Raw genomic sequence first — 25,566 nt, forward strand, 5'->3', positions numbered from 1 at the left:
AAATGCGGTGCATAAATATTAGTTAGTAAAAATAAATATACGGTGTAAGAGGTGTAATATGAGCGGATATCTCCATTTAGAAAATGGTAAATCGTTTGAAGGAACGTGGCTTAATAAGCCTATTGAAAAAGAAGTGACAGGGGAAATCGTCTTTTTTACTGGTATGACCGGGTATCAGGAGGTTTTAACAGACCCTTCTTATAAAGATCAAATTGTTGTATTTACGTATCCGTTAATCGGGAACTACGGGATAAATAAAGAGGACTTTGAGAGCAAGCGTCCTTATGTAGCTGGAGTTATCGTATATGAGTTAAGCCCTGTGCCATCTCATTATCAATCCGCTTGGTCACTGCAGGAATACCTGGAAAAGTGGGATATCCCTTTGCTTGGGGCAGTTGATACTCGGGCCCTTGTAAAAGGAATCAGAGAACATGGTTCAATGCCCGCTGTTCTCGCGTCTACTGAAGAAGTTGACTCCACATTCGTATTGCCTAGAGGTTTAAAGGTGGCTGACGTTTCTGTAAGTAAACCTGTGACCTATGGAAACGGTGACTTTCGCGTTGTAGTTATGGATTATGGCTGTAAACAGTCGATTATTGATTCACTGGTGGAGCAAGATTGTCAGGTGATTCTGGTTCCTTATCATTTTTCATTCCAACAAATTTCCGCTCTCCAGCCGGACGGTATTGTTTTATCTAATGGACCAGGAGATCCGAAAGACTTAACCGATTATCTTAAAACAGTTAAGCAGGTTATTCAAAGTTATCCAGTCCTTGGTATTTGCCTGGGGCATCAGCTTGCAGCTCTAGCATTAGGAGGCAATACTAAACGGATGCTGTTTGGACACAGGGGGGCAAATCAGCCAATTCATGATTTGAAGGGAAATAAAGTTTTTATGTCATCCCAAAATCATAGTTATGTAGTTGATGAAACTAGCCTTCAGGGAACTGGTTTGGAAGTAAGGTATTTCAATTGCAACGATCAGACAGTAGAAGGTTTATCGCATGTTTCACTGCCATTGCAGACTGTGCAGTTTCACCCAGAAGCCCATCCGGGTCCTGAAGAAAGCGGAGTAATTTTCACGGAATTTATCGACACAATAAAAATTAACAGCGGGAGTTCGGTAAGCTATGCCTAAGGATATAAGTATAAAATCAATACTAGTAGTAGGATCAGGGCCGATTGTTATCGGCCAGGCTGCAGAATTTGATTATGCAGGAACGCAAGCCTGTATTGCATTAAAAGAAGAAGGTTACCGAGTAATACTCGTTAATAATAATCCAGCCACGGTTATGACAGATGATTTATTTGCAGATGCCGTCTATTTTGAACCGTTAACTTTAGACAGCCTCGAAAAGATCATTGATCGTGAGCGTCCGGATGGCTTGCTCGCAACATTAGGGGGTCAAGCAGGCTTAAATATGGCTTTTCAACTTAATGAAGCAGGTGTTTTAGAAAAGTATGGAGTGAAGGTGCTTGGTACTTCCATTGACTCAATCAAGCAGGGTGAAGACAGAGAAGCCTTTCGTGATTTGATGAATCAGCTTGGTGAGCCTGTGCCTGACAGCAGTGTTGTTCAATCAATTGAAAGTGCTGTACAGTTTGCGGTCCAGGTCGGTCTACCAGTTATTGTGAGGCCTGCATACACATTAGGTGGCTCAGGTGGAGGGATCGCCCATTCCTTGGAAAGTCTGACAGCCCTTGTTGAAGGCGGATTGCGGGAAAGCCCAATTAGCCAGTGCCTGATCGAGAAAAGCATAGCGGGTTTTAAAGAAATTGAATACGAAATGATGCGCGATGAAATGGGGACATGTATTGCAGTATGTAATATGGAAAACATTGATCCCGTGGGTATCCACACAGGCGATTCAATAGTTGTCGCACCTTCTCAGACACTGACTGACAGGGACTATCATATGCTGCGGTCTTCCGCTTTGAAAATCATATCCGCTTTGGGAATTGTCGGTGGCTGTAATATTCAATTTGCTCTTGATCCAAAAAGTAAACAGTATTACCTGATTGAAGTTAATCCAAGGGTGAGCCGCTCGTCTGCTTTGGCCTCTAAGGCAACTGGATACCCAATTGCAAGAATGGCTGCAAAGCTGGCGATTGGGTATCAGCTTTCTGAACTTAAAAATCCAGTTACTGGAAACACGTATGCCAGCTATGAGCCGGCCCTAGACTATTTAGTCGTTAAGTTTCCAAAGTGGCCTTTTGAAAAGTTCCCGGAAGTTAACCGGACGTTAGGGACTCAAATGAAAGCAACCGGGGAGGTAATGGGAATTGACCGTAATTTCGAGAGGGCTCTCCAAAAAGCAGTTCGGTCACTGAATATTAAATTGACAGGCCTTAAGCTGGACACGTTAAAAGATAAAACAGTATCTGAGCTTGAATCAAGCCTTAGCATGCAGACCGATGAACGGTTCTTTATTATCCTTGAAATGATGCGTAAAGGTGTATCGATAAACGAACTTCATCAAAAAACACAGATAGATCTGTTTTTCTTAACCTATTTTGAGAAACTCATTAAGGCTGAATCGGATATTACAGAGTTAAGTTCCGAAACAGTTTCCAAAACAGAAATGCAGCATATTAAAGAGCTTGGATTTAGCGATTCTTATCTAGCGGCTGAATGGGCAGTCAGTGAACAAGAGATTCGGGTGTTACGTAAACAGCTCGGTGTGGTTCCTTCTTTTAAGATGGTAGATACTTGTGCGGCGGAATTTAAATCCGAATCAAATTATTATTATTCTAGCTATCGTGGCGAGAATGAAGCGATAACGACAAACAAGAGAAAAGTTCTAGTTATTGGCAGCGGTCCGATCAGTATTGGTCAGGGAATAGAATTTGATTATTGTTCAGTTCATGGCGTATTTGCCCTAAAGGATCAAAATGTAGAAACAATTATGATTAACAATAACCCAGAAACTGTCAGCACGGATTTTGCTATTGCTGATCGCTTATATTTTGAACCGCTTTGTGTTGAGGAAATTTTAAATGTTATTGAACAAGAGGGCTTATCTGAAGCAATTGTCCAGTTAGGGGGACAAACAGCATTAAATTTAGCAGAGGAACTAGAGCGAAATGGAATTACTCTATTGGGTACTAGTTCCAAAACAATTGATCTTTTTGAGGATAGAGATTTATTTTATCAGCTTTTAGATCGATTAAATATACCACGTGTTAAGGGATATACTGCAGCAAATGACGAAGAACTACTTAATGCGGCAAAGATGGCTGGTTATCCTATTCTTGTGAGACCTTCTTATGTAATTGGAGGCCAAGGGATGAGGATTATAAATGAGGAAACAGCTTTAAAGGCCATGCTTGGTGAAGGCTCTATTACTTATCCCGTTTTAATAGATCAATACCTGCAAGCCATGGAAGCTGAGCTAGACCTTGTTGCAGATGGTAAGAACACGTTAGTGCCTGCCATTATTGAACACATAGAAAAAACAGGCGTTCATTCAGGTGACAGTATTTGTTTAATACCAGCTCGCAGTTTTTCAGACGAAATTAAACAAAAAATGCTAGATTATGCAGAAAAGATTGTTAAAGAAATTAACTATAAAGGTCTAATGAACATACAGTTTATTATTGATGGGGAAGAAGTCTTGGTGCTTGAAGTAAATCCGCGCTCCAGCCGGTCGATGCCGATCGTGAGTAAAGTGACCGGGGTTCCAATAGTTCAAATTGCAACAAAAATATTGCTCGGGAAATATTTTTTGTCGAATGATTATTCGTACCCGTTGACACCATTGCCTCTACCTTATTCATGCATTAAGCATCCGGTGTTTTCTAACTATGCCTTAATGGGTCTTGATCCAAAAACAGGACCTGTCATGAAGTCCACCGGTGAAGGAATTAGTGTTGCAGCAACAGTTGAGGAAGCATTAAGGAAGTCGTTTCATTCCTTAATTGGCAACAAGACCGGCAGAACGGTTGTTTTTACAGACAAAGCTATGCCTAATGATCTTGTTAGACTTGCTGAGGAAACAGGGGTCATTTTTGCTCCATATAAAGAAGGCATATTAAGTGATAAAAATGTGATCGGCTTATATAGTACAGAGATGACGGATATTGATAGAGAGGCCAGGGGGAATGCAGCGCAAAGACGACTGATTACATTCTCGGAAAAAGAAACACTTAAAGCCTTCTTAAGCAGCTTGAGAACGACAAGCTGGGAGGTTAAGCCAATGGGAGAGTGGCTTAAGGAACTTAGAGAGGATGTGGTTGTTCGATGAACACAGCGAAAGCAGCAGAAGCCAAAATGAAAAGTAATGATTTTTTAACACTGTTGGATTATTCTCCTGCTGAAATAAATCAATTACTTCAAGAAGCAATCATATTAAAAGATAAAAAGCTTCAAAATGATTCTGCCCTTCCGCTGAAGGGCAAGGTACTTGGAATGATTTTTGAGAAGTCTTCTACCAGAACAAGGGTATCATTTGAAACAGGGATGCTGCAGCTGGGAGGCCATGCACTTTATTTAAATAGCAATGACCTTCAGATTGGGAGAGGGGAAACGGTTGCCGATACCGCTAAGGTCTTATCCAGATATGTTGACGGGATTATGATTCGAACGTTTTCCCACAAAATGGTGGAAGAACTGGCTGAAAATGCTGATATACCTGTCATAAATGGGCTTACAGACAAATATCATCCTTGTCAGGCGATTGCCGACCTGCTGACTATCGTAGAGAAAAAAGGGGAACTAAAAGGTCTTCAGCTGACCTATATAGGCGATGGAAACAATGTCGCCCATTCATTGATGGTTGCCTGTGCAAAAATGGGAATGGAGTTCAGCATTGCAGCCCCAGAAGGGTATCATCCTGATAAAGACGTAGTATCCTTGTGTGAGGAGATCGCCAGCCAAACTGGAGGAAAGATTACCATAACGACTGATCCTGTTTCAGCCGCTACCGGAGCAGATATTTTATACACGGATGTTTGGACCAGCATGGGTCAGGAGGCAGAAAATGCCAAGCGGATTGAGGTCTTTCAAGACTACCAGATAAATGAGGACCTTGTTCAATATGCGAAGGAAGATTTTTTGTTCATGCATTGCCTTCCAGCCCATCGTGGTGAAGAAGTCTCAGCTGGAGTTATGGATGGAAGCCACTCAGTTGTTTTTGATCAGGCAGAGAACAGGCTACATGCTCAAAAGGCCTTGCTTGTTCAATTGTTAGGTTAGGCAAGCTAATATAAAGAAAAAGAAAAGACTAATACTTTGGACTGTAGACAAACTCGTAAAAGTCGGGTTTGCCTGCAGTTTTTTGTTTTAGACTTTGTTAACCCTACTGATTTTTTAGAGTAGTCCCATCTGTTCCGCGCTAATCAATTAGCAGAGAGGGGAGGTTAGCTGTTTTCTGTGCCAGGGTGAATTTAGTAATCGAAAACAAAAGTCCTTGAAACATACAAAAGGGGTTCGGAATACTTCCCTTCCGAACCCCTTTTGGCGGTAATTAAGCATTTAAGACAAGGCTCTTCCAAAAGATTTGTTGTTTATGCCTGAGTTGTGAAACCTGTGACTTCATTCTTGAAATAACAACAAAGTTTACGAAAACAGCCTAGGATAAAAAGTAAACTAATGGCCCAACAATGAAACAATAAATTGCAAAATAAACGAGGTTGCCCTTGGCCATAATATTCATGAACCATTTTAGGGAAAAATAAGAAGCGATTAAGGATGCAATAAAGGCCAAAGCATAAGGCAAGGCCAGCTCTGTTAGATGCGGGTCCCTTAGTATATCATTGAAACCTAACAGCATACCCCCAACGCTGACTGGTATGTACAGCAAAAAGGAGAAGCGTAAGGCTGTTTCTTGTTTCATTCCCAGGCTCATTGCAGCAACAATGGTTGCCCCTGACCTGCTGATTCCAGGAATAAGCGCTACCGCTTGAGCGATACCAACAATCACTGCATCTTTAATGGTCATATCTGCATCGCTCTTGCCGCCGCGCATATTTCGAATAAGCCAAAGTGCTAAACCTGTGACTAACAGGGTAATGCCAACGGTCTTAATAGAAGCTAGGTGGGCATCGATAAAATCTTCATAAAGAACCCCAATCACACCAGCAGGAATTGTCCCGATAATTAGGTAGATAATAAATCGAAAATCAGCTTTTGCCCTTTCATCTTTAGTTGTAACATACACTAGTCCATTTTTAATGAGACGAAGAATATCCTCGCGATAAATGAGCAGCACAGCAAAAAGGGAGGCAGTATTCACCAGGAGAGAGAAGCTCATTCCCTCAATCTCAAGACCTAAAAAATATTCCGCAATTTCCAGGTGGCCGCTTGAGGAAATAGGAATCGGCTCTGTAAGACCCTGAAATAATCCAAGAAACAAGTATTTTAATATCAAATAAAGCTCTTCAGTCATTTAATAATCCTCCAAATATTAATCAGCACACCATTCATTTAACTATAAAAAGGAAATTCATGCAAAGAAATGATTTAAAGTAAACTTTAAATATTTCCGTTATAACTGGAGCGATATAAGGGATTAATAAAAACAAATCAAAATAGAAGGAGGAATTTCTGATGGGACAAAATCGCCAGTTTCGTGCTGGACAGAAGGCGCCGAATAATGGAGCTTATATCGAAATAGGTGAAACCGGAGATGGTGTGATGAACCCGAAAATGGTCAAGCTAAAGGCAGGAGATAGATTTCCGGAAAATTCAAACCATAACAGGCTTTGGACATATACTCCAAAGCCCTAAAAGCAGAGAGGCCATCCCCAGCGGATGGCTTTTCCTTTTTCCTGAAATCCTTTATAATAAATAAAAGGTCAAAAAAGGTCAGGGGGTTTCTAATGGACTTTCAGAAGATGACAGAACGCTTGCAGGAAGCATTTTTGGATGCTAATAAGCTTGCAGCAGAAATGCAGAATCAAGGACTGGATGAGATTCATTTATTAATGGCCATGCTGAGACAAGAACAGGGTCTGGCTTCCGCTCTGCTGATTAAATTAAAGGTTGATCCAAGCATTATTTTAAATACCTTGAACGATCTTTTACAGAAGAAGCCTCAAGTAACAGGCAGTGGAGTTGATACCAGCCGCCTTTATATATCAGCATCATTAGAAGCAATAATAAAAAACGGGCAAGCAGAAATGGATTTTTTTAAGGATGATTTTTTATCTGTCGAACATGTACTTCTAGCTATGGTTTCTAATGAAAAGTCAGATCTTTCAGGAGTGTTTAAGCAACACCAAATATCAAGAAATCTATTGTTAAATGCGATTAAAGAAATAAGGGGGAATCAGAGAGTGACCTCTCAAAATCCAGAAGCTGTTTATGATGTCCTAAAAAAGTATGGAAGAGACCTCATCGAAGAGGCCCAGACCGGTAAAATGGATCCCGTAATTGGAAGGGACCAGGAGATTAGAAATGTAATTCGTATTCTTTCTAGAAAAACAAAAAACAACCCCGTATTAATTGGAGAGCCGGGTGTTGGAAAAACCGCAATCGTTGAAGGTTTGGCTCAGCGGATTCTCCGGGGGGATGTTCCGGAAGGGCTTAAAGACAAGACCATATTTTCTTTGGATATAGGAGCTTTAATTGCCGGGGCTAAATTTAGGGGGGAGTTTGAAGAAAGGCTAAAAGCCGTACTCCATGAAGTCAAAAAGAGCGATGGGAAAATTTTGCTCTTTATTGATGAACTCCATACAATAGTTGGAGCCGGTAAAACAGAGGGCGCAATGGATGCCGGAAATATGCTGAAGCCCATGCTTGCAAGAGGAGAGCTGCACTGCATTGGAGCGACAACTCTAGAAGAGCACAAAAAGTATATTGAAAAAGATCCAGCTTTGGAACGGCGCTTTCAGCAGGTGTTAGTCCAGGAACCGACTGTTGAGGAGACTGTTTCCATTTTGCGCGGCCTAAAAGAAAGATTTGAAATTCACCACGGTGTGAACATTCATGATAGAGCTATTATTGCTGCTGCAACCCTATCTGACAGGTATATAACGGAGCGGTTTTTGCCAGATAAGGCCATAGATTTAATCGACGAGGCAAGCGCTATAATCAGAACCGAAATTGACTCAATGCCAGCTGAACTCGATGAGATTACCAGAAAAGTCATGCTCCTGGAAATTGAACAAGCTGCACTTCAAAAAGAAACGGATGAACAGAGTAAGGACAGGCTTACCGGGATAGAAAGAGAGCTCGAAAGCCATCGTGAAAACTTAGCCGCTCTTAGGGCTAGATGGACTGTTGAAAAGGAAGGTATACAAAAGGTACAGGAAACTCGTGAAATTCTCGAAAGGGCTCGCCGTGAACTTGAACAGGCCGAAACTAAATATGATCTCAATAAAGCCGCAGAGCTGAGGCACGGCCGTATTCCCCAGCTGGAAAAGGAACTGGTTCGGCTTGAACAAGATATAAATAGAAAGCAAGGAAGCCGCCTGTTAAGGGAGGAAGTTACAGAAGATGAGATTTCTTCAGTGGTTGCAAGATGGACTGGGATTCCGGTTACAAAACTTGTAGAAGGACAAAGAGAAAAATTATTAAAGTTAGAGAGTATTCTTCACGAGCGGGTTATCGGACAGGATGAAGCTGTTTCACTAGTATCTGATGCCGTCATAAGAGCTCGGGCAGGAATAAAGGATCCAAATAGGCCAATAGGTTCTTTCATCTTTCTTGGACCTACAGGGGTAGGGAAAACAGAACTTGCTAAAACCCTTGCACTTGCGTTGTTTGACAGCACAGAACAAATGATTAGGATGGATATGTCCGAGTATATGGAAAAGCATACAGTTTCAAGGCTAATCGGCGCACCTCCAGGTTATGTAGGTTATGAGGAAGGCGGACAGCTCACTGAGGCTGTGAGGCGCAAACCTTATTCGGTTATTCTTTTAGACGAAATTGAAAAAGCACATCCAGAGGTTTTTAATATCCTTCTGCAGATGCTCGATGATGGGAGAGTAACGGATTCACGAGGACGTACGGTTGATTTTAAAAATACAGTAATCATAATGACTTCTAACATTGGTTCACAATTTTTACTAGAGGGTTTAACAGAAGAAGGGGATATAAAAGAATCAAACAAAGATGCGGTATTAAACCAGCTGAAAGCACACTTTAGACCTGAATTTTTAAACAGGGTAGATGAAACAATTTTATTCAAGCCGCTGTTATTAAACGAAATAAAACATATTGTTACAAAATTAATAGGGGAATTACAGTTAAGGCTGTCGGAACAGCAGATCAGACTGGATATTTCTGAAGAGGCAAAGAGCTTTATTGCCGCCAGTGCGTTTGATCCTGTGTATGGAGCCCGTCCTCTTAAGAGGTATATTCAAAGGAACGTTGAAACAGCCTTGGCAAGACAAATTATTTCAGGAAATATACTTGAAAAAAGCAGCGTGCTAATTACAGTGGAAAACGGGGAAATTTCAGTAAAAAGAAGCTAGGAGCATAGAGGAGAAATTAAAAAAGTCATCCACATGGATGACTTTTTTATTTACTGAATCTTAATGGTGTCCCTGATCGTCAGCAGGCTCATTAGGAAGAAGAACCGGAAGGAGCAGGATAAGTATAGTAGCAAAAATTGATAAAATCGTAGCTGCTACAAAGTCGAAGCCAACTCCGAGCATCGCGCTTGAAACATATGTCAGCATTTGAACGAGAAGAAATGTCCATAAAAGGGTCCAAAAATATCGCATGTTATTCACCTCTAACAATTTAAAATCCCTTTTCATATTATCATATGCATGAAGAATAATAAACGGTTTCATATAAATAATGTACTCGCTTTCTTTTATCTTGTACTTTGATTAAGGAAAATAGGTCAAACTCCTATTCATTTTTAGTAAAGAGACATACAGTATTATGAACAAATCAGAGAAGAAGGAGTTTTTTTATGGAGACCCGAAACTTTAAGCTGGATACCGAATGGAATGTACTCCATTATCCTTATAAACCTAATGGTTTCGGTATCCTGGTAATAGGAGATGAAAGAAGTTTTGTTAATGATAACAGTTGTTTTTGGACACAAAACGAGGGAAAGCATATACTGCTTAAGCAATTAAAAGAGGCGGGATATACTATATTTTATTCTAATTTATACGGAAGAAACTGGGGGAGTCCTAAAGCTGTAAACCATGCAAAACACTTAAATCACCATATACAGCGGAATGAAATTTTAAATGATAAAATTCATATTATTGCTGAGGGAATGGGTGCGCTGGCAGCCCTCAAGCTTCTTCAGCAAGCTGATTTTCCAATACGGTCTATGCTGTTAATAAATCCAATTCTTTCCTTACGCTTTCACCTTGAACAAGAAAAAGAGCATAAATTTTTTTATAAAAAGCTTCTTGCAGAATTGGCTGATGCTTATGAAATTAGAAAGTCTAATCTCGAGGAGTGTTTACCTGAGGAAAAGGAGATATGTAATTATGGTACTGTTGTTCCTCTGAATATCGTCTATGTCCTTTCATCAGGTAATCGGGCACTTAAACAATCTGTTCTATTAGATGAGCTATCTGCGAAGTGGAAACATGAGGATATAGCAATTTCAATCTGTTATATGGTTCCCGATAAGTTGTCCGAACTTCCTGTACAGGCAGTTGATTTCTTCCAACAGCATGAACGGTTCTTATAAATCGATATATTTTTTCCAATAGCAGCATAGGATACATGTAGGTTATTCATGGGGGGCATGTTCGTGAACAAGGCAATCATTGTAGGTGTTTATGGCTTTTTGGGGTACAGCCTTTGCTCTGTCCTGCTAGAAAAAGGGGTTTCTGTGGAAGGTATTTCTCTGTTGGGCGAAGAAGAGGAACATATCATAGAGGAAAAAAGACTTCAAATTGGAAGGAACGCCAATTTTACAGAAGTTGCTTTTCAGGATTGGCCAGAGGCTGTACCAGCAGATTTGGAGGACACTCATTTAATCATTCCAGTTTATGATATATACAGCAGCAGGTTGGAGCAATCCTTATTTAAGGACCAATTTATTGCTGGAAAGTTAAAGCATCTAAAAGGAAAACAGTCTTTACAGGTTACACTTATTCATCCCATTCAGTTAGCGGTTAAACCCGAACATTGCTTAATAAAAGAAGAGATTGACGCTTTTAAAAAAGAACTTAAGAATTCAGCTAGCTTTCAAGAATTTTATATACCAACCTTATTCGGACCGTGGCAGCCAAAAAGCTTTTACTTTCACCAGCAAATGCTTGGTGGAGAAGGAAACGGCAAGGTTCTAGACGAACGAGAATGGGTTTATGATGCTCTATTTATTGAAGATGTCACGCTTGAGGTGATAAGGAAAATTGGCAGTAAAGATCAATCAGGATATATTTTTGAAAGCGGAGAAAATCAATGGGCCAATTGCGTAGTCTGGCTGGAAGCCCCAAAAGGGTCCCAAATCCGTCCGTTTAGAAAATTAGTACTTCCTAGGGATGATTTAAAGATTAAACAGCCCGAGATTCTTACTAGCTTTAAGGAAGGTTTGCAGAGACAGAAGAAACAATTTGAATGTTTGAATGAACGTCAACTATGAAAATATCACTAAATCTCTTTTCAAACATCCTATATTAAGAGTAAAATATAAAGGAATTATGCTTATAAAAGTCATAGGCATCTGGAACGAAACGGTTTATGACATGCTTGTTGGTATACAAAGGAGATGCATAAAATGATGAAACGTTTCGGGCTGATGTTTTTTTTCCTTCTTTCCTTAGCTGCGTGTGCACAGCCAATGAATAGTGGTGAAATAAAGAAGGTGGGTCTTCTTGTTCCTGAAACCATTGATGACCAAGTATGGGGTACAAAGGGATATAAGGGGTTATTAAAAATTCAGTCCCGATTTGATGTGGATGTTTTTTATAAAGAATCAATGAACTCAGAATCCATTGTCCAACAGGCTGTAGAGGAGTTTGATCAAAAGGGAATTAACCTCATTTATGGGCATGGAAACGAATTTGCCGTATATTTTAATAAGTTAGCGGAAGAATACCCCAATATTCATTTTATTAGCTTTAATGGGGATGCAAAAAGATCTAATACAACCAGTTTGAACTTTGAAGGGTATGCGATGGGCTTCTTTGGCGGAATGGTAGCTGCCCATATGACTGAAACTGATCGAATCAGTGTTATTGCAGCCTATGAATGGCAACCTGAAGTTGAAGGATTCTATGAAGGCGCACATTTTGAAAACGAAAATGTTAAAGTGGATATCCGCTATGTGGGCCACTGGGATAACCATGATAAAGCAATGGAAATAGTCAATAGTGTTCTCTTGGAAGGCTCCGATGTTGTCTATCCCGCAGGCGACGGATATAATGTTCCTGTTATTGAAAAGGTAAAGGAAGAAGGCCTGTATGTTATTGGCTACGTATCTGACCAATCAGACCTCGGTGAATCAACCATCCTAACAAGCACGGTTCAGCGGGTGGATCAATTATACGAACTGACTGCAGAACAGTATAATAAGGGTAAACTTGAATCAGGCAACTTATTTTTTGACTTTCAAGATAATGTAATTACATTAGGGAAGTTTAGCCCGTTGGTAGATGATCAGTTCAAGGTATCAATAAACAATCACATTCAAAGCTACAAAGAAACGGGTAAACTGCCAAACCAATAATACTAGGAGGAATGAAATGATGGAATCCCCAGACAAGTCTTTTCAGTTTTTACAGATAGCTATGAAGTACCTTCCAGAAGCTAAGCAGCAATTAGAAGAGGCAGGGGTTGAGCTTTCTATGGACAAGCTTCAGCCTTTTATGGAACTTTTTACAAAGGTTATGGGCGAAGCCTATGAATTAGGAAAAGCTGACGCGAAAAGCGAGTCTGAATAAAAAACGAGTCCGCGGTTTACAAAGCGGACTCGTTTTCTTTAGGCGCTAGCGCTTTTGTTCACGATTCATGCTATTTTTTTTGAACAAACTGTTCAATTAGCGGGCCAAGCTTTTTAAACATTGGCTTTACTTGATGATAGGAATTAAGCAATGTGTCAACGTGAGTCATTAGTTCTTCTAGATCAATTTGTTCTAAGATCTCTTCATGCTTTTGCTTTTGATGCTTTGGTGCAGGTTGTACACGTGTTGCTCTTGGACCAAACATCATTCTGTCAAACGGAGCAATTTTTTCCTGGGAATCATCAGAAACATCAGAAATATTTATACTTTTTTCCTGAGGTTCGTCAGTAACATTTACACTTTTTTCTTCCTCCAAACTAACCCCTCCTAAAATAATTCCTTATTGCATTTTATGAATCCTAGCTTTAAGCGGCATAGACAAGTGCGGATGCAAACCAAATTAGTGTTGCTAAATATCATCTTACTCTGATAAAATTAGTACCAAGTCATAATATTTGATAATAAACTTATGCTGGATTATAAAAAGGGAAAATGATAATGAAGGAGATGGCGCAATGAACGCCGGAATAATTGGAATCGGGCGATGCGTACCTGATAGAATTTTAACAAATACTGAATTAGAAAAAATGGTCGATACAACAGATGAATGGGTACGGACCAGAACCGGTATAGAAGAAAGGCGAATAGCAGGTGAGGACCAGAATACATCTGACTTAGGGTTCGAGGCTGCAAAAAAGGCGATTGAGGACTCAGGTATAACTCCAGAACAGATTGATTTAATTCTTGTTGCTACAGTGACTCCAGATCAGCCGTTTCCTTCAGTTGCCTGTATGCTTCAGGAAAGACTCGGGGCAAAAAAAGCAGCGGCGATGGATGTGAGTGCTGCATGTGCAGGGTTTATGTATGGGGTGGTTACTGCCAAGCAATTTATAGAAACAGGAAGTTATTCTTATGTATTAGTAGTTGGCGTCGAAAAACTCTCGAAAATAACAGACTGGACTGACAGAAATACAGCTGTTCTTTTTGGAGATGGAGCGGGTGCAGTTGTAATGGGGCCGGTATCAGACGGGAAAGGCATCTTATCCTTTGAATTAGGTTCTGACGGTTCTGGTGGAAAATACTTGTATCAGGACGAATTCATAGCAATGAACGGCCGTGAAGTCTTCAAGTTTGCAGTTCGCCAAATGGGCGAAAGCAGTCTTAATGTTATTGAAAAGGCCGGTTTAACTAAGGAGGATGTCGATTTTCTAATTCCTCACCAGGCGAACATTCGAATTATGGAAGCTGCGAGGCAGCGACTGGAGCTGCCGGTCGAAAAAATGTCTCAAACTGTGAGTAAGTACGGTAATACTTCAGCTGCATCAATCCCTATTTCACTAGTCGAAGAAGTTGAAGCAGGAAAGATCAAAGACAATGATTTGATTGTGATGGTCGGCTTTGGCGGGGGACTGACTTGGGGAGCAATCGCATTAAGATGGGGTAAATAAACAGCGGAGCGACAAAGGAGTGCAATTATAATGGAAAAACGAAGGGTTGTAGTAACAGGGATCGGTGCTGTGACACCGATTGGCAATAATGCTGAAACGACTTGGGATAACCTTATCAAAGGAGTTTCGGGTATTGGACCGGTCACGAGGCTGAATGCGGATGAATACCCCGCAAAAGTAGCAGCAGAAGTAAAAGACTTCAATATTGAAGAATATCTTGAGCGAAAAGAAGCTCGGAAAATGGACCGATTCACTCATTATGCTGTTGCGGCTTCACTAATGGCTGTTAAGGACTCAGCACTTGATATTACAGATGAAAATTCCCATAGAGTTGGTGTATGGATTGGTTCGGGAATTGGCGGCATGGAAACCTTTGAACAGCAGCACGAAATCTTTTTAAATCGCGGCTATAAAAGGGTTAGCCCATTCTTCGTACCGATGATGATTCCAGACATGGCGGCAGGCCAGGTTTCCATTATCCTGGGAGCTAGAGGCTTTAATTCTTGTACGGTAACGGCATGTGCGACAGGGACTAATTCGATTGGCGATGCTTTTAAGGTAATCCAGCGAGGTGATGCAGATGCCATGGTAACTGGAGGGGCAGAAGCTCCAATCACAAAAATGGCATTTGCGGGCTTCTGTGCCAATACAGCTTTATCTACAAATCCTGATCCAAGCACAGCAAGCCGTCCGTTTGATAAAAATCGTGACGGGTTTGTTATGGGTGAGGGTGCTGGTATCCTAGTTCTTGAAGAATTAGATCATGCTCTGGCAAGAGGAGCAAAGATCTACGCAGAAATTGTAGGCTATGGGGCTACAGGGGATGCTTATCATATTACTGCCCCTGCTCCCGAGGGAGAAGGCGGAGCAAGAGCCATGAAGATGGCCCTTGATGATGGGGGCCTTAACCCTGAGGACATCGGATATATTAATGCTCATGGGACGAGTACAGGATATAATGATAAATTTGAAACATCTGCAATTAAACAAGTCTTTGGAGAGTATGCTTACAATCTGGCTGTTAGCTCTTCCAAATCTATGACGGGCCATCTGCTTGGTGCAGCAGGTGGTATAGAAGCAATTTTCACGGTGCTTGCCATAAAAGAAGGGGTGCTCCCGCCAACCGTTAACTATGAAACACCAGATCCTGACTGTGACTTGGATTATGTGCCTAATGAAGCCAGGAAACAGGAAATTAACGCTGCGATCAGTAATTCACTTGGTTTTGGCGGACACAATGCAACTGTTGCTTTTCGTAAATATGCGTAACGACAAAAGAACGGGGAAATTCCCGTTCTCTTTTTTTTGTGAAAAATTCACTATGACCAATTCCTCAAACTGCAGAACGAAACAACAATTAATTTCATACACTACCCATAGAATATTACAGGTTTGGAGGGATTCGATTGGGATAGTGGATACTGAAAAGTGGCTTAGGGATGATTTTGATAAACCTATAAAAATTTGTGCACGCCTTCAGAAACAATTTGATGAAACGAACCCTAGAGCTATTTATGAATACTTGCTTAGATTTGGTATGTATAAACCGAACCGGAGAAATAGAGAGAGTTATAAAAAGCTGGCTGATGCAAACTTTTATAAGCAAGTTGAGGACTATTATCAGAAGCTGAAGAAACGCTGGCAAGGTCCAGATATTCCTATTTATATTTTCCCCCTTGATTGTGGGAGTCATTATTTTCGAAAAGAGGGTAAAAACAAGTCAGGTGTTTCCTTTAAAGATAAAATGTTTTTATTCCTGTCTCCACAATTGGATGAGCGAGAATTAGAAGCGCTAATGGTACATGAATATCATCACGTTTGCAGGATAAACATCCAAAGGAAAAAGGTTATAGACTATAGTTTGCTAGATTCTATGATTTTGGAAGGACTGGCTGAAAGTGCGGTTGAGAAGATTTGCGGACCCGAGTGGCAGGCTGACTGGTGCAGTTATTATTCAGAAGATGAATTATCCTTCTATTGGAAGGAACATCTTTCCGAAGATCTCACTGTCACTAAACGTGACCCTCTTCATGACAAACTTCTTTATGGAAGCAGGGGAGTTCCCACACTGCTCGGTTATGCAGCAGGTTATCATATCATAAAGCAATTTAAACGGACACAAAAGCTTACTGAAAAGGCTTCTTTTCGCTACCCCTCTGAAAAGTTCACGATTGATTTAGAGTTGTGAAGTTTTTACTAAGGGTAAGATAAAGGTTTAGAAATAACTTATTTAAATTTACAGACATTAGAAATCTGCTGAATAGGTAGATTTTTTTTATTCTATTTTAATGAACATGTTGAGGCATAGATAATACTTTATCTTCTATAGAAGGTATTCATGTTCATATCTAACAAAACCGAAACATATATATGATAAAAATGGACAAGGTTAGAGGTGGTATATATGAATACTCTGCCTGAATTAAATTTGGGAAAACATGTGAATAGTCATGGTTTTTAGGGCTTTCGTTCTATTAACTGGTTTTGGACTAGCAGTTGCAGGCGGTGTGAGCATAATTGCCTATTTAAACTTATTGACTACTGGTCATAGGTTTTCTGAATACTTTTCGTTTATCACTACGAGAATAGAATGTTATCTGCTCCCAGGTGGAATTATTTTAATTTGGCTTAGCATTTACTATCCCAAAGAAAAGGAATCCGAGTGAAATCAAATTTACCCTAAAGATCTCAAAAAAGGAATAAATTTACTTGCTGCTGCCCATACTGATGGACAAACAGTTTCTTGAAGTGAGGGGTTTTATCGATGTTGTATCTTCATGATGTCTGGGTTAACTGGTTTGAGGGGGAAGAGAACGGCTACAATGTTTGCCATTTTCACGAATGGCGTAAAGACGATGGTGTTGAACTTCTAGATCAAGTTCCTCTTCTTAAAATTGACCCGCTATTGTTTGCCTATATCGAGAATGATTTATCTGAGCTGCCCCAGCAGCTGCTAGATGATATTTATCAGAAGGCCTACCTGCGCAAAAATCACGAGCGGACACAGATGGATTATTGTTTCGTTGTTTCAGATGGGACCGGAATTTTAGCAGTAGATACAATAGGCTATAATATCCCGATCCGAAAAAGCAGGTTAATTCCAAGACAAGAGCAGCTTGCCTACGAAATGCTTGAAAACCAGGATACAACCAGTTACACCTTTAATCCGGCTTCACCTTCGAAAGACTTTCATATTCTTTCACCAGAACCTGAATTGATGTCAGGATTAACGAGAAAAGAAAGACAGCTGAAGCAGCTGCTATTTATGGCCCTGGACCAATTGCACTCCTCTAAAAATGATGCTGAGATACGGTACTGGTACACAGAATGGTGTCCGGAGCGCTACCGGGAAATCCAGGATATGAATTTTGAAGAGGCTTGGCAGTACTTATTTGCTGACGCGAGGCTGGGGTGGTCAAATAAACATAAAAATTTCTGCGAAAACCTGATAAAGGGACAGCCTTTTTTTGAAAAGTTATGGGAGATGGAACACGGTCCAAAAGTAAACTGACGTAGCATCCGTTAAACAAGTCAATATTTGAAAACATAAAAGGAGCTGGCATCAGCTCCTTTTTATATTCTATATAGCTGGGACAAACTTACTCATCGCTTCCGGCCAAGCCCCATCGCTTTTTCCATCTTTTTAAGTGTTTTATTAGCGGTATAGTTTGCTTTTTCAGCACCGCGATCAAGAATTTCATCCAAAAGATTTGATTCCATTAAATCATGATACTTATTTTGGATCGGCTCTATCGTTTCGATTAGGACTTTAGCAAGATCTAATTTAAATTCTCCGTAACCTTTACCATCATATTGTTTTACAATTTCAGAAACAGCCTGATTAGTGAATATAGAATAAATCGTTAAAAGGTTTGATATGCCTGGCTTATTTTCTTTGTCATAAACAACTATGCCTTCTGAATCTGTAACCGCGCTTTTAATTTTCTTTTCAATCGTCTTAGGCGGGTCAAGCAGGCTGATAAAGGCTTTTTGGTTTGGATCAGATTTGCTCATTTTTTTTAGAGGATCCTGAAGGGACATAATGCGAGCCCCAACTTCTGGAATGCTAACCTCAGGGACAGTGAATATATCATTGTATTTCTTATTAAATCGTTCCGCTAAATCTCTTGTCAGCTCTAAATGCTGTTTCTGATCCTCGCCTACTGGAACAAGATCCGTGTTGTAAAGGAGAATATCAGCTGCCATAAGCGGAGGGTAAGTTAAAAGTCCCGCAGATACGGCTTCTTTTCCAGCGGATTTATCTTTGAACTGAGTCATTCTTTCAAGCTCGCCTATGTATGCGACACATTGCAGCATCCATCCTGCCTGAGCATGTGCAGGAACCTCTGACTGAATAAATAGGGTTGCCTTTTCAGGGTCTATTCCAACAGCAAGGTAAAGTGCGGCAAGGCTTCGGATATTCTGCCTCAATACTTGTTTTTCCTGAGGTACAGTAATGGCATGCTGGTCAACAATACAAAAGTAACAATTGTATTCCCGTTGAAGCTCAACGAATTGCTTTAAAGCTCCAATGTAATTCCCAAGCGTAATTGTTCCGCTAGGCTGAATCCCAGAGAAAATCGTTTTCATTGTTTTATCCTCCTAATTATCAGTCATGCCTGTGAAAGAGCTCTTCTATAAAATGGGTTTTTGAGCAAAAAAAGACCATTCATCCCTATAGTTAGGGACGAATGGTCCGTGTTGCCACCCTAGATTACTCGTAATGAGTCACTCAGCCCCCTGCAGATCACAGGGGTACCTTGTAACGTAAGGCAAACGCCGCAGAATTAGTTTGTTATTTTCGTAACAGTTCTTTCCGGGAGCTCAAAAGCCCATTCACTCTACCTGGTTGTTTGCTTGCACCAGCCACAAACTCTCTAAAAACCAATGGGCAGAGCTACTACTCTTTTTCATCGCTATTTAACTGATATTATTTTCTCTTTATATTAATAAAAAACTTAAGAAAAATCAAGGTGGCTGGGCAGTTAGGAGGAATCCGGTATATTGTGAAGAAGGAGATATGTAATAGAGGGAAGATAAATATCCGCCGCCCTGATGAATGTAGGACATGATTCTTTATTACCAATATTTTTCACCAAGTGAAGAGATCACAAAATAATCAGAAGTTTTTACGTTGATATACCTGACTTGTGCCCCTTTTTGTTTATTATTTTTTCAGAATAATAATTTTTAGAATTCTAAATCATTCTTGCAAAAAACTTTTAAACTACTTATAATAAGCGTAGCAAACAAATGTTAATGAAACTGTAACATTTCCTTCAAAGAACTGTAAAACTTAGAAATAAAGAGAATGTAAGTTTATCACTTTATATGAATCTCAAATTAAAGTAAAGGGCTTACATTTTTTATTCTGTATTTTTTTTGTGAATTAAATTTACTGACTATTGAAGCAATATTTTTGAGGTGTACAGTTGTTTTTGAGAGGATTTGACTATTCATTGGCTGTTTGCAAAAAAAATTAAAAGGGGGAAACACCATGAAAAAAAGATTTTCGATGTTTTTCAGTATGCTTTTAGTACTTAGCATGTTTCTAGCTGCATGCAGCGGCGGCGACAAAGACAATGCTGGCGAAGGCGGCGAAGGCAATGGAGAGGGGAACAAAGACGTTCCTCAGGAAATGGCTGTTAACATTAACTCTGAGCCATTCTCTTTACATCCTGGATTAGCAAATGACGCTACTTCCGGCGGGGTATTGCTTCAAACTTTTGAAGGTTTAACCCGTATTAACCAAGACGGAGTGCCAGAAGAAGCAATGGCTGAAACAATCACTCCATCTGAGGATTTAACACAATACACTTTCAAAATCCGTGAAGGTGCAACATGGTCTAATGGTGACCCTGTAACTGCTCATGACTTTGAATATGCTTGGAAATGGGCTATTGACCCAGCAAACCAATCACAATATGCCTACCAGCTTTACTATATTAAAAATGGTGCGGCTATTAACAGTCCAGCTGAAGGCGAAACTGGCCTAAACCCAGATGAGCTTGGAGTAGTGGCTGAAGATGATCAAACTCTTGTAGTAACGTTGGAAAACCCAACACCTTACTTCTTAGAGCTGACAGCTTTCTATACTTACTTCCCGGTTAACAGCAAAATTGCTGCTGAAAATCCAAACTGGCACACTGATGCTGGAGAGCTATACACTTCTAACGGGCCTTTCAAAATGACTGGCTGGGAGCACAGCGACAACATCGTTTTAGAAAAGAACGAAGACTACTGGGATGCTGATGCAGTTTCCCTTACTAAGATTGATATGTACATGATTAACGACCCAACTACAGAGCTTTCAATGTTTGAAAACGGCGAATTGGATTGGGCTGGATCACCATTTGGAACACTTCCAACTGACGTACTTCCACAGTTAGAAGAACAAGGTGACCTTAACGTCCAGGCTATTGCTGGTACTTACTGGTACAAGTTCAACACAGAAGCAGAACCTTTAAACAACAAAAATATCCGTAAAGCTTTATCTTACGCAATCAACCGTAAAGCCATTGTTGAAAATATTACACAGGGCGGACAAATTCCTGCTATGGCTGCTGTTCCTCCGTCAATGATGGAAGGAAATGAAGAAGGCTACCATAAGGATGCAGATGTTGAAACTGCAAAAGAACTATTGCAAAAAGGTCTTGAAGAGTTAGGCTATAGCGATGTTTCTGAACTTCCAGCCATCAGCCTTTCTTATAATACAAGTGAAGCACACCAAAAAATTGCTCAGGCTATCCAAGATATGTGGAAAACTGAGTTAGGTATCGAAACAACTCTTGATAACCAAGAATGGCAGGTTTACATCACTAAGCTTCATGAAGGCGACTACATGATCGGCCGTATGGGCTGGTTGGGAGACTTTAACGACCCAATTAACTTCCTTGAGCTTTACCGTGACAAAGACGGTGGAAATAACGATACTAACTGGGAACATCCTGAGTTCAAGCAGCTTCTGATTGATTCTCAAAGTGAAACTGATGCAGATAAGCGTATGCAAATGCTTAAAGATGCAGAAGCTATCTTTATGGATGAAATGCCAGTTGCACCAATTTACTTCTACACAAATGTTTGGTTAAGTGCAGACAATTTGAAAGATGTAGCAGTATCTGGTCTTGGAGATGTACAGTTAAAATGGGCTTACTTCGAGTAAAACCCGAATAAATTAAATGCTTAGAGACAGAGGTATATGGGTTTTTTCGCCCATATACCTTCGTTTCTGATTAAAAGCATTATCTAGTTTTGGAGGTGTGTCTATTGGCAAAATACATCGGTAAACGATTGCTGTTTATCATACTTTCGCTGTATTTGATTATAACAGCAACGTTTTTTCTTATGAGAATGGCACCTGGTAACCCTTTTAATTCAGAAAAACCATTGCCACCAGCAATCCAAGCCTCTTTAAATGCTCACTATGGATTAGACCAGCCTTGGTATGTTCAGTATGGTGAATATTTAGTAAATATCGCTCAGTGGGATTTCGGCCCATCATTTAAATACAAAGCCAGAACTGTTAATGAACTTATAAGTGATGGTTTTCCTATTTCACTAATGTTAGGATTAGAAGCTATTTTTCTTGCAGTCTCAGTTGGTGTATTACTAGGCGTAATCGCAGCAATGAAGCATAATAAATGGCAAGACTACACAGCTATGATTGTAGCTGTTGCTGGTATTTCCGTACCAAGCTTTATCATGGCAACAGTATTGCAATATTTCCTTTCTATCAAGTTAGGCATATTCCCAGTAGCACGTTGGGAATCGTTCATGCATACAGTGCTTCCGGCCATAGCGCTCGCATCAACTCCAATGGCGTTTGTGGCTCGATTAACTCGGTCAAGTATGCTAGACGTACTAAGTAATGATTATATTCGAACTGCAAAATCAAAAGGTCTTAGTCAGGGCGTAATAACGGTCAAACATACTATCCGTAACGCACTGCTTCCAGTGGTATCCTATATGGGTCCGCTTTCAGCTGGTGTAATAACGGGAAGTTTTGTTATCGAGAAAATTTTCGGTATTCCAGGATTAGGCATGCATTTTGTAACTAGTATATCTAACCGTGATTATACGGTCATTATGGGTGTTACCGTGTTTTATAGTATTATCCTACTGGCATCTATTCTCCTTGTCGATATTGCGTATGGATTAATTGATCCACGCATCAAACTCACTGGCGGGAAGAAGGGAGAGTAATTATGCAACAGATTTCGAAAGATAAATTCAAGATTGTCGGTGCAAAAGCATCAGATGCAGAGAAGATTTCCAAACCAAGTCTTTCATTTTGGAAAGACGTCACCATTAGATTCCGAAAAAATAAGCTTGCCTTGTTTGGTGTTGTATTACTAACATTGTTAGTATTCATGGCAATCTTTGGACCATATATGACGAAGTACAATTATTTTGAAAATAATCTTATGAATACGAACCAGCCACCAAGTGGAGAGCATTGGTTTGGAACGGACGACCTTGGCCGTGATATGTTTGCGAGAACTTGGTTTGGCGCAAGAATTTCCTTGTTTATCGGCGTTATGGCTGCGTTAATTGATCTTGTAATCGGTGTTCTTTGGGGCGGTATTTCAGGATACAAAGGCGGCCGTACGGATGAATCAATGATGCGTTTTGCCGACATCCTTTGGGGTGTACCTTACCTATTGCTTGTAATCTTATTGATGGTTGTATTAGGCCAGGGATTGGGGACTATGATCCTCGCAATGACCATAACCGGCTGGATCAACATGGCACGGATAGTGCGCGGACAAGTATTATCACTTAAAAGCCAGGAATATGTTTTGGCTGCGAGAACGCTTGGAGCTACTACACAGCGTATAATGTCTCGCCATTTAATCCCAAATACATTAGGTCCAATCCTAGTTACAATGACCTTAACAGTTCCTTCGGCAATCTTTACAGAGGCATTTTTAAGTTATTTAGGTCTTGGATTGACTCCTCCGTTAGCGAGTTGGGGAACCATGGCATCGGATGCCTTACCTGCATTAAGATATTACCCATGGCGCTTATTTTTCCCTGCTACGTTTATCTGTTTAACTATTTTTGCTTTTAATGTTATCGGGGACGGAATGCGTGATGCATTAGATCCTAGACTACGTAAATAGGGAGTGAGAAAATTTGGAAAAAATACTTGAAGTTAAAGATCTAGAAGTCTCATTCCAGACATATGGCGGAGAAGTTAAAGCCGTCCGCGGTGTAAGCTTTGATCTTTACAAGGGTGAAACCTTGGCCATAGTTGGTGAATCTGGATCAGGAAAGTCAGTGACAACTCAAACCATTATGAAGCTCATTCCAATGCCTCCTGGCAAAATTGCAAATGGTCAAATTCTGTTTAATGGAGATGACATTGTTCCAAAAACAGAAAAACAAATGGAGAAAATCCGCGGCAAGGAAATCAGCATGATTTTCCAAGACCCGATGACATCTTTGAATCCTACCATGAGAATTGGCCGTCAAATAATGGAAGTATTAATTAAACACCAAAATATGTCTACTTCTTCAGCGACTGAACGAGCAGTTGAATTACTTCGCTTAGTTGGTATACCTATGCCTGAGAAAAGGATCAAACAATACCCGCATGAATTCTCCGGTGGTATGAGACAGCGTGCGATGATTGCTATTGCACTTGCTGCAAGCCCGAAGCTATTAATTGCGGATGAACCTACAACTGCACTAGATGTAACCATTCAAGCCCAAATTCTTGAACTGATGAAAGACCTTCAGTCTAAAATGGATACATCCATTATCTTTATTACCCATGATCTCGGCGTAGTAGCAAACGTTGCAGATCGTGTTGCTGTAATGTACGGCGGTCAGATAGTAGAGACTGGGACTGTAGATGAGATTTTTTATGACCCTCGGCACCCTTATACATGGGGCTTACTTGCTTCTATGCCAAGTGTTGATAATGATGGAGGGGCGGAACTTACTGCCATTCCGGGAACACCTCCGGATTTAACCAATCCGCCAAAAGGTGACGCGTTCGCTCCAAGAAACCAATATGCTATGGCAATTGATTTTGAAGAGGAGCCACCGATGTTTCAGATTTCCGAGACGCATTTTGCAAAAACCTGGCTGCTTCATCCAGATGCACCAAAGGTTGAGCCTCCGGCTGTCGTTCAGAAACGTATTCGCAAGCTATCCTCCACATTTGACAAGCCTGTTTTAGTGAAGGAGGAGAAATAACATGGCTGAAAAACTTATCGAGATTAGAAATTTAAAACAGCATTTTAATGTTGGACGTCCTAATTTAGTAAAAGCAGTTGATGGAATCTCCTTCGATATTTACCGTGGAGAGACACTTGGCTTAGTTGGTGAATCAGGTTGCGGTAAATCTACAACAGGCAGGTCTATTATTCGTTTATACGACGCTACAGATGGTGAGGTCTTATTTGAAGGCGAAAATGTGCATGGAACAAAATCTACGAAAGAGTTGAAAAAATTCAACCGTAAAATGCAGATGATTTTCCAGGATCCATATGCCTCATTGAATCCCCGAATGACTGTTGCCGATATAATTGCAGAGGGCATTGACATCCACGGCCTTGCAAACAGTAAGCAGGAACGTATGGAGAGAGTGTATGAACTGCTTGAAACTGTTGGGTTGAATAAAGAGCATGCCAGTCGCTATCCTCATGAATTTTCTGGCGGGCAAAGACAAAGAATTGGGATTGCCAGAGCATTGGCAGTTGAACCTGAATTCATTATTGCTGACGAGCCAATTTCAGCTCTAGATGTTTCGATTCAGGCACAGGTGGTCAATCTGATGAAACAGCTGCAGCGTGATAAAGGATTGACTTATTTATTTATTGCCCATGATTTATCAATGGTAAAATATATTAGTGACAGAATTGGTGTTATGTATTATGGAAAGCTTGTAGAACTTGCTCCTGCGGACGTGCTTTACAAGAACCCGCTACACCCATATACACAGTCACTGCTTTCTGCCATCCCACTTCCAGACCCAGAGACAGAGCGCACAAGGAGACGTACTTCCTATGATCCTGATGTTCACGAATATGCTGATGGTGAAGAAGTACAAATGCGTGAAGTATCAAAAGGACACTTTGTTTATTGTTCCGAAAAGGAGTTCCAGAAACTTCAGAAACAATATAAAAACTAATATATAACGATCTCATTCTTGAGATCGTTTTTTTGACTATCAGTGAGTGAGATCCTTGTTTACTTATTTAAATTTTTAGCGGCGCTTTAATACATGTATGCTTTAATG

23 protein-coding genes and 1 other annotated feature are annotated in these 25,566 nt (G+C 40.4%); of the genes, 19 read left to right on the forward strand and 4 right to left on the reverse strand.

Annotated elements, in window-relative coordinates; all coding sequences use genetic code 11:
• Positions 1-58: 58 nt before the first annotated feature.
• The 3 genes from HRJ06_RS06845 to argF are packed head-to-tail and all read left to right on the forward strand — an operon-like array spanning position 59 to position 5,194.
• A complete protein-coding gene (locus tag HRJ06_RS06845; protein ID WP_174730851.1) occupies positions 59-1,138 on the forward strand; it encodes a carbamoyl phosphate synthase small subunit in 1,080 nt (359 codons plus the stop codon).
• Complete coding sequence (locus HRJ06_RS06850; protein ID WP_174730854.1) at positions 1,131-4,244, forward strand: carbamoyl phosphate synthase large subunit; 3,114 nt, start codon at positions 1,131-1,133, stop codon at positions 4,242-4,244. The genes HRJ06_RS06845 and HRJ06_RS06850 overlap by 8 nt, the downstream gene beginning before the upstream one ends.
• The gene (gene argF / locus HRJ06_RS06855; RefSeq protein WP_174730857.1) at positions 4,241-5,194 is read left to right on the forward strand and encodes an ornithine carbamoyltransferase; all 954 of its coding nucleotides are present in this window, start codon (positions 4,241-4,243) and stop codon (positions 5,192-5,194) included. Before HRJ06_RS06850 ends, argF begins: the two co-directional genes overlap by 4 nt.
• 376 nt (positions 5,195-5,570) lie before the next feature.
• Here the strand turns inward: argF and HRJ06_RS06860 are convergent, their stop codons facing one another.
• The gene (locus HRJ06_RS06860; RefSeq protein ID WP_174730860.1) at positions 5,571-6,386 is read right to left on the reverse strand and encodes an undecaprenyl-diphosphate phosphatase; all 816 of its coding nucleotides are present in this window, start codon (positions 6,384-6,386) and stop codon (positions 5,571-5,573) included.
• 161 nt (positions 6,387-6,547) lie between these two features.
• Between HRJ06_RS06860 and HRJ06_RS06865 the strand changes: the two genes are divergently transcribed.
• Complete coding sequence (locus tag HRJ06_RS06865; protein ID WP_174730862.1) at positions 6,548-6,727, forward strand: YjzC family protein; 180 nt, start codon at positions 6,548-6,550, stop codon at positions 6,725-6,727.
• A 92-nt stretch (positions 6,728-6,819) separates the two neighbouring features.
• Positions 6,820-9,420 (forward strand): ATP-dependent chaperone ClpB, encoded by a 2,601-nt coding sequence (gene clpB / locus HRJ06_RS06870; protein ID WP_174730866.1) that lies wholly within the window; start codon positions 6,820-6,822, stop codon positions 9,418-9,420.
• 60 nt (positions 9,421-9,480) lie between these two features.
• Here the strand turns inward: clpB and HRJ06_RS06875 are convergent, their stop codons facing one another.
• A complete protein-coding gene (locus HRJ06_RS06875; protein ID WP_174730870.1) occupies positions 9,481-9,672 on the reverse strand; it encodes a YjzD family protein in 192 nt (63 codons plus the stop codon).
• A gap of 197 nt (positions 9,673-9,869) precedes the next feature.
• Between HRJ06_RS06875 and HRJ06_RS06880 the strand changes: the two genes are divergently transcribed.
• The 4 genes from HRJ06_RS06880 to HRJ06_RS06895 all read left to right on the forward strand — a co-directional run bounded on the left by HRJ06_RS06880 (position 9,870) and on the right by HRJ06_RS06895 (position 12,810).
• Complete coding sequence (locus HRJ06_RS06880; RefSeq protein WP_174730873.1) at positions 9,870-10,610, forward strand: hydrolase; 741 nt, start codon at positions 9,870-9,872, stop codon at positions 10,608-10,610.
• 63 nt (positions 10,611-10,673) lie between these two features.
• Complete coding sequence (locus HRJ06_RS06885) at positions 10,674-11,510, forward strand: hypothetical protein (RefSeq protein WP_174730876.1); 837 nt, start codon at positions 10,674-10,676, stop codon at positions 11,508-11,510.
• 135 nt (positions 11,511-11,645) lie between these two features.
• Positions 11,646-12,596: a BMP family ABC transporter substrate-binding protein gene (locus tag HRJ06_RS06890; protein WP_174730879.1), complete on the forward strand. Its 951-nt coding sequence runs from the start codon at positions 11,646-11,648 to the stop codon at positions 12,594-12,596.
• A 19-nt stretch (positions 12,597-12,615) separates the two neighbouring features.
• The gene (locus tag HRJ06_RS06895; RefSeq protein WP_174731170.1) at positions 12,616-12,810 is read left to right on the forward strand and encodes a ComZ family protein; all 195 of its coding nucleotides are present in this window, start codon (positions 12,616-12,618) and stop codon (positions 12,808-12,810) included.
• 70 nt (positions 12,811-12,880) lie between these two features.
• Here HRJ06_RS06895 and HRJ06_RS06900 read toward each other — a convergent pair whose 3' ends face one another.
• The gene (locus HRJ06_RS06900; RefSeq protein ID WP_174730882.1) at positions 12,881-13,186 is read right to left on the reverse strand and encodes a hypothetical protein; all 306 of its coding nucleotides are present in this window, start codon (positions 13,184-13,186) and stop codon (positions 12,881-12,883) included.
• 199 nt (positions 13,187-13,385) lie between these two features.
• Here HRJ06_RS06900 and HRJ06_RS06905 point away from each other — a divergent pair, with 199 nt between their 5' ends.
• The 5 genes from HRJ06_RS06905 (at position 13,386) to HRJ06_RS06920 (ending at position 17,829) form a co-directional block, all read left to right on the forward strand.
• Positions 13,386-14,318 carry a beta-ketoacyl-ACP synthase III gene (locus tag HRJ06_RS06905; protein WP_174730885.1) on the forward strand — a complete coding sequence of 311 codons (933 nt, stop codon included), beginning with the start codon at positions 13,386-13,388 and terminating at the stop codon, positions 14,316-14,318.
• A 30-nt stretch (positions 14,319-14,348) separates the two neighbouring features.
• A complete protein-coding gene (gene fabF / locus HRJ06_RS06910) occupies positions 14,349-15,587 on the forward strand; it encodes a beta-ketoacyl-ACP synthase II (RefSeq protein WP_174730888.1) in 1,239 nt (412 codons plus the stop codon).
• Positions 15,588-15,732: 145 nt separating this feature from the next.
• Complete coding sequence (locus HRJ06_RS06915; protein ID WP_338421061.1) at positions 15,733-16,506, forward strand: DUF2268 domain-containing putative Zn-dependent protease; 774 nt, start codon at positions 15,733-15,735, stop codon at positions 16,504-16,506.
• Positions 16,507-16,768: 262 nt separating this feature from the next.
• Positions 16,769-16,984 carry a YuzI family membrane protein gene (locus HRJ06_RS23735; protein WP_242035150.1) on the forward strand — a complete coding sequence of 72 codons (216 nt, stop codon included), beginning with the start codon at positions 16,769-16,771 and terminating at the stop codon, positions 16,982-16,984.
• 98 nt (positions 16,985-17,082) lie between these two features.
• On the forward strand, positions 17,083-17,829 hold the full coding sequence (locus tag HRJ06_RS06920) for a YjbA family protein (RefSeq protein WP_174730891.1): 747 nt from the start codon (positions 17,083-17,085) through the stop codon (positions 17,827-17,829).
• A 92-nt stretch (positions 17,830-17,921) separates the two neighbouring features.
• On the opposite strand, the gene trpS is transcribed toward HRJ06_RS06920, so the two are convergent.
• Positions 17,922-18,908, reverse strand: coding sequence for a tryptophan--tRNA ligase (gene trpS / locus HRJ06_RS06925; RefSeq protein ID WP_174730894.1), 987 nt, complete (start codon positions 18,906-18,908; stop codon positions 17,922-17,924).
• A gap of 90 nt (positions 18,909-18,998) precedes the next feature.
• Positions 18,999-19,241 (reverse strand) — a binding site (T-box leader).
• A 574-nt stretch (positions 19,242-19,815) separates the two neighbouring features.
• Here trpS and HRJ06_RS06930 point away from each other — a divergent pair.
• From HRJ06_RS06930 to HRJ06_RS06950, 5 genes are all read left to right on the forward strand, one after another.
• Positions 19,816-21,480: a peptide ABC transporter substrate-binding protein gene (locus tag HRJ06_RS06930; protein WP_174730898.1), complete on the forward strand. Its 1,665-nt coding sequence runs from the start codon at positions 19,816-19,818 to the stop codon at positions 21,478-21,480.
• A gap of 104 nt (positions 21,481-21,584) precedes the next feature.
• Positions 21,585-22,520, forward strand: a complete 936-nt coding sequence (locus tag HRJ06_RS06935) for an ABC transporter permease (RefSeq protein ID WP_174730901.1) — start codon at positions 21,585-21,587, stop codon at positions 22,518-22,520.
• 2 nt (positions 22,521-22,522) lie between these two features.
• A complete protein-coding gene (locus HRJ06_RS06940; RefSeq protein ID WP_174730904.1) occupies positions 22,523-23,440 on the forward strand; it encodes an ABC transporter permease in 918 nt (305 codons plus the stop codon).
• A gap of 13 nt (positions 23,441-23,453) precedes the next feature.
• A complete protein-coding gene (locus HRJ06_RS06945) occupies positions 23,454-24,521 on the forward strand; it encodes an ABC transporter ATP-binding protein (RefSeq protein WP_174730907.1) in 1,068 nt (355 codons plus the stop codon).
• Position 24,522: 1 nt separating this feature from the next.
• On the forward strand, positions 24,523-25,458 hold the full coding sequence (locus HRJ06_RS06950; protein WP_174730910.1) for an ABC transporter ATP-binding protein: 936 nt from the start codon (positions 24,523-24,525) through the stop codon (positions 25,456-25,458).
• The last annotated feature ends 108 nt before the right edge of the window (positions 25,459-25,566 follow it).

This window comes from Mesobacillus harenae (genome assembly GCF_013343715.1).
GTDB classification, from domain to species: Bacteria; Bacillota; Bacilli; order Bacillales; family Cytobacillaceae; genus Mesobacillus_A; species Mesobacillus_A harenae.

Bases quoted from the DNA above. Each gene is read 5' to 3' on its own strand.
- argF (WP_174730857.1), top strand. From the start codon at position 4,241: ATGAACACAGCGAAAGCAGCAGAAGCCAAAATGAAAAGTAATGATTTT.
- HRJ06_RS06845 (WP_174730851.1), top strand. From the start codon at position 59: ATGAGCGGATATCTCCATTTAGAAAATGGTAAATCGTTTGAAGGAACG.
- HRJ06_RS06905 (WP_174730885.1), top strand. From the start codon at position 13,386: ATGAACGCCGGAATAATTGGAATCGGGCGATGCGTACCTGATAGAATT.
- HRJ06_RS06890 (WP_174730879.1), top strand. From the start codon at position 11,646: ATGATGAAACGTTTCGGGCTGATGTTTTTTTTCCTTCTTTCCTTAGCT.
- HRJ06_RS06920 (WP_174730891.1), top strand. From the start codon at position 17,083: ATGTTGTATCTTCATGATGTCTGGGTTAACTGGTTTGAGGGGGAAGAG.
- HRJ06_RS06930 (WP_174730898.1), top strand. From the start codon at position 19,816: ATGAAAAAAAGATTTTCGATGTTTTTCAGTATGCTTTTAGTACTTAGC.
- HRJ06_RS06895 (WP_174731170.1), top strand. From the start codon at position 12,616: ATGGAATCCCCAGACAAGTCTTTTCAGTTTTTACAGATAGCTATGAAG.
- HRJ06_RS06875 (WP_174730870.1), bottom strand. From the start codon at position 9,672: ATGCGATATTTTTGGACCCTTTTATGGACATTTCTTCTCGTTCAAATG.
- HRJ06_RS06850 (WP_174730854.1), top strand. From the start codon at position 1,131: ATGCCTAAGGATATAAGTATAAAATCAATACTAGTAGTAGGATCAGGG.
- HRJ06_RS06940 (WP_174730904.1), top strand. From the start codon at position 22,523: ATGCAACAGATTTCGAAAGATAAATTCAAGATTGTCGGTGCAAAAGCA.
- HRJ06_RS06860 (WP_174730860.1), bottom strand. From the start codon at position 6,386: ATGACTGAAGAGCTTTATTTGATATTAAAATACTTGTTTCTTGGATTA.
- clpB (WP_174730866.1), top strand. From the start codon at position 6,820: ATGGACTTTCAGAAGATGACAGAACGCTTGCAGGAAGCATTTTTGGAT.
- HRJ06_RS23735 (WP_242035150.1), top strand. From the start codon at position 16,769: ATGGTTTTTAGGGCTTTCGTTCTATTAACTGGTTTTGGACTAGCAGTT.
- HRJ06_RS06865 (WP_174730862.1), top strand. From the start codon at position 6,548: ATGGGACAAAATCGCCAGTTTCGTGCTGGACAGAAGGCGCCGAATAAT.
- fabF (WP_174730888.1), top strand. From the start codon at position 14,349: ATGGAAAAACGAAGGGTTGTAGTAACAGGGATCGGTGCTGTGACACCG.
- HRJ06_RS06880 (WP_174730873.1), top strand. From the start codon at position 9,870: ATGGAGACCCGAAACTTTAAGCTGGATACCGAATGGAATGTACTCCAT.
- HRJ06_RS06950 (WP_174730910.1), top strand. From the start codon at position 24,523: ATGGCTGAAAAACTTATCGAGATTAGAAATTTAAAACAGCATTTTAAT.
- trpS (WP_174730894.1), bottom strand. From the start codon at position 18,908: ATGAAAACGATTTTCTCTGGGATTCAGCCTAGCGGAACAATTACGCTT.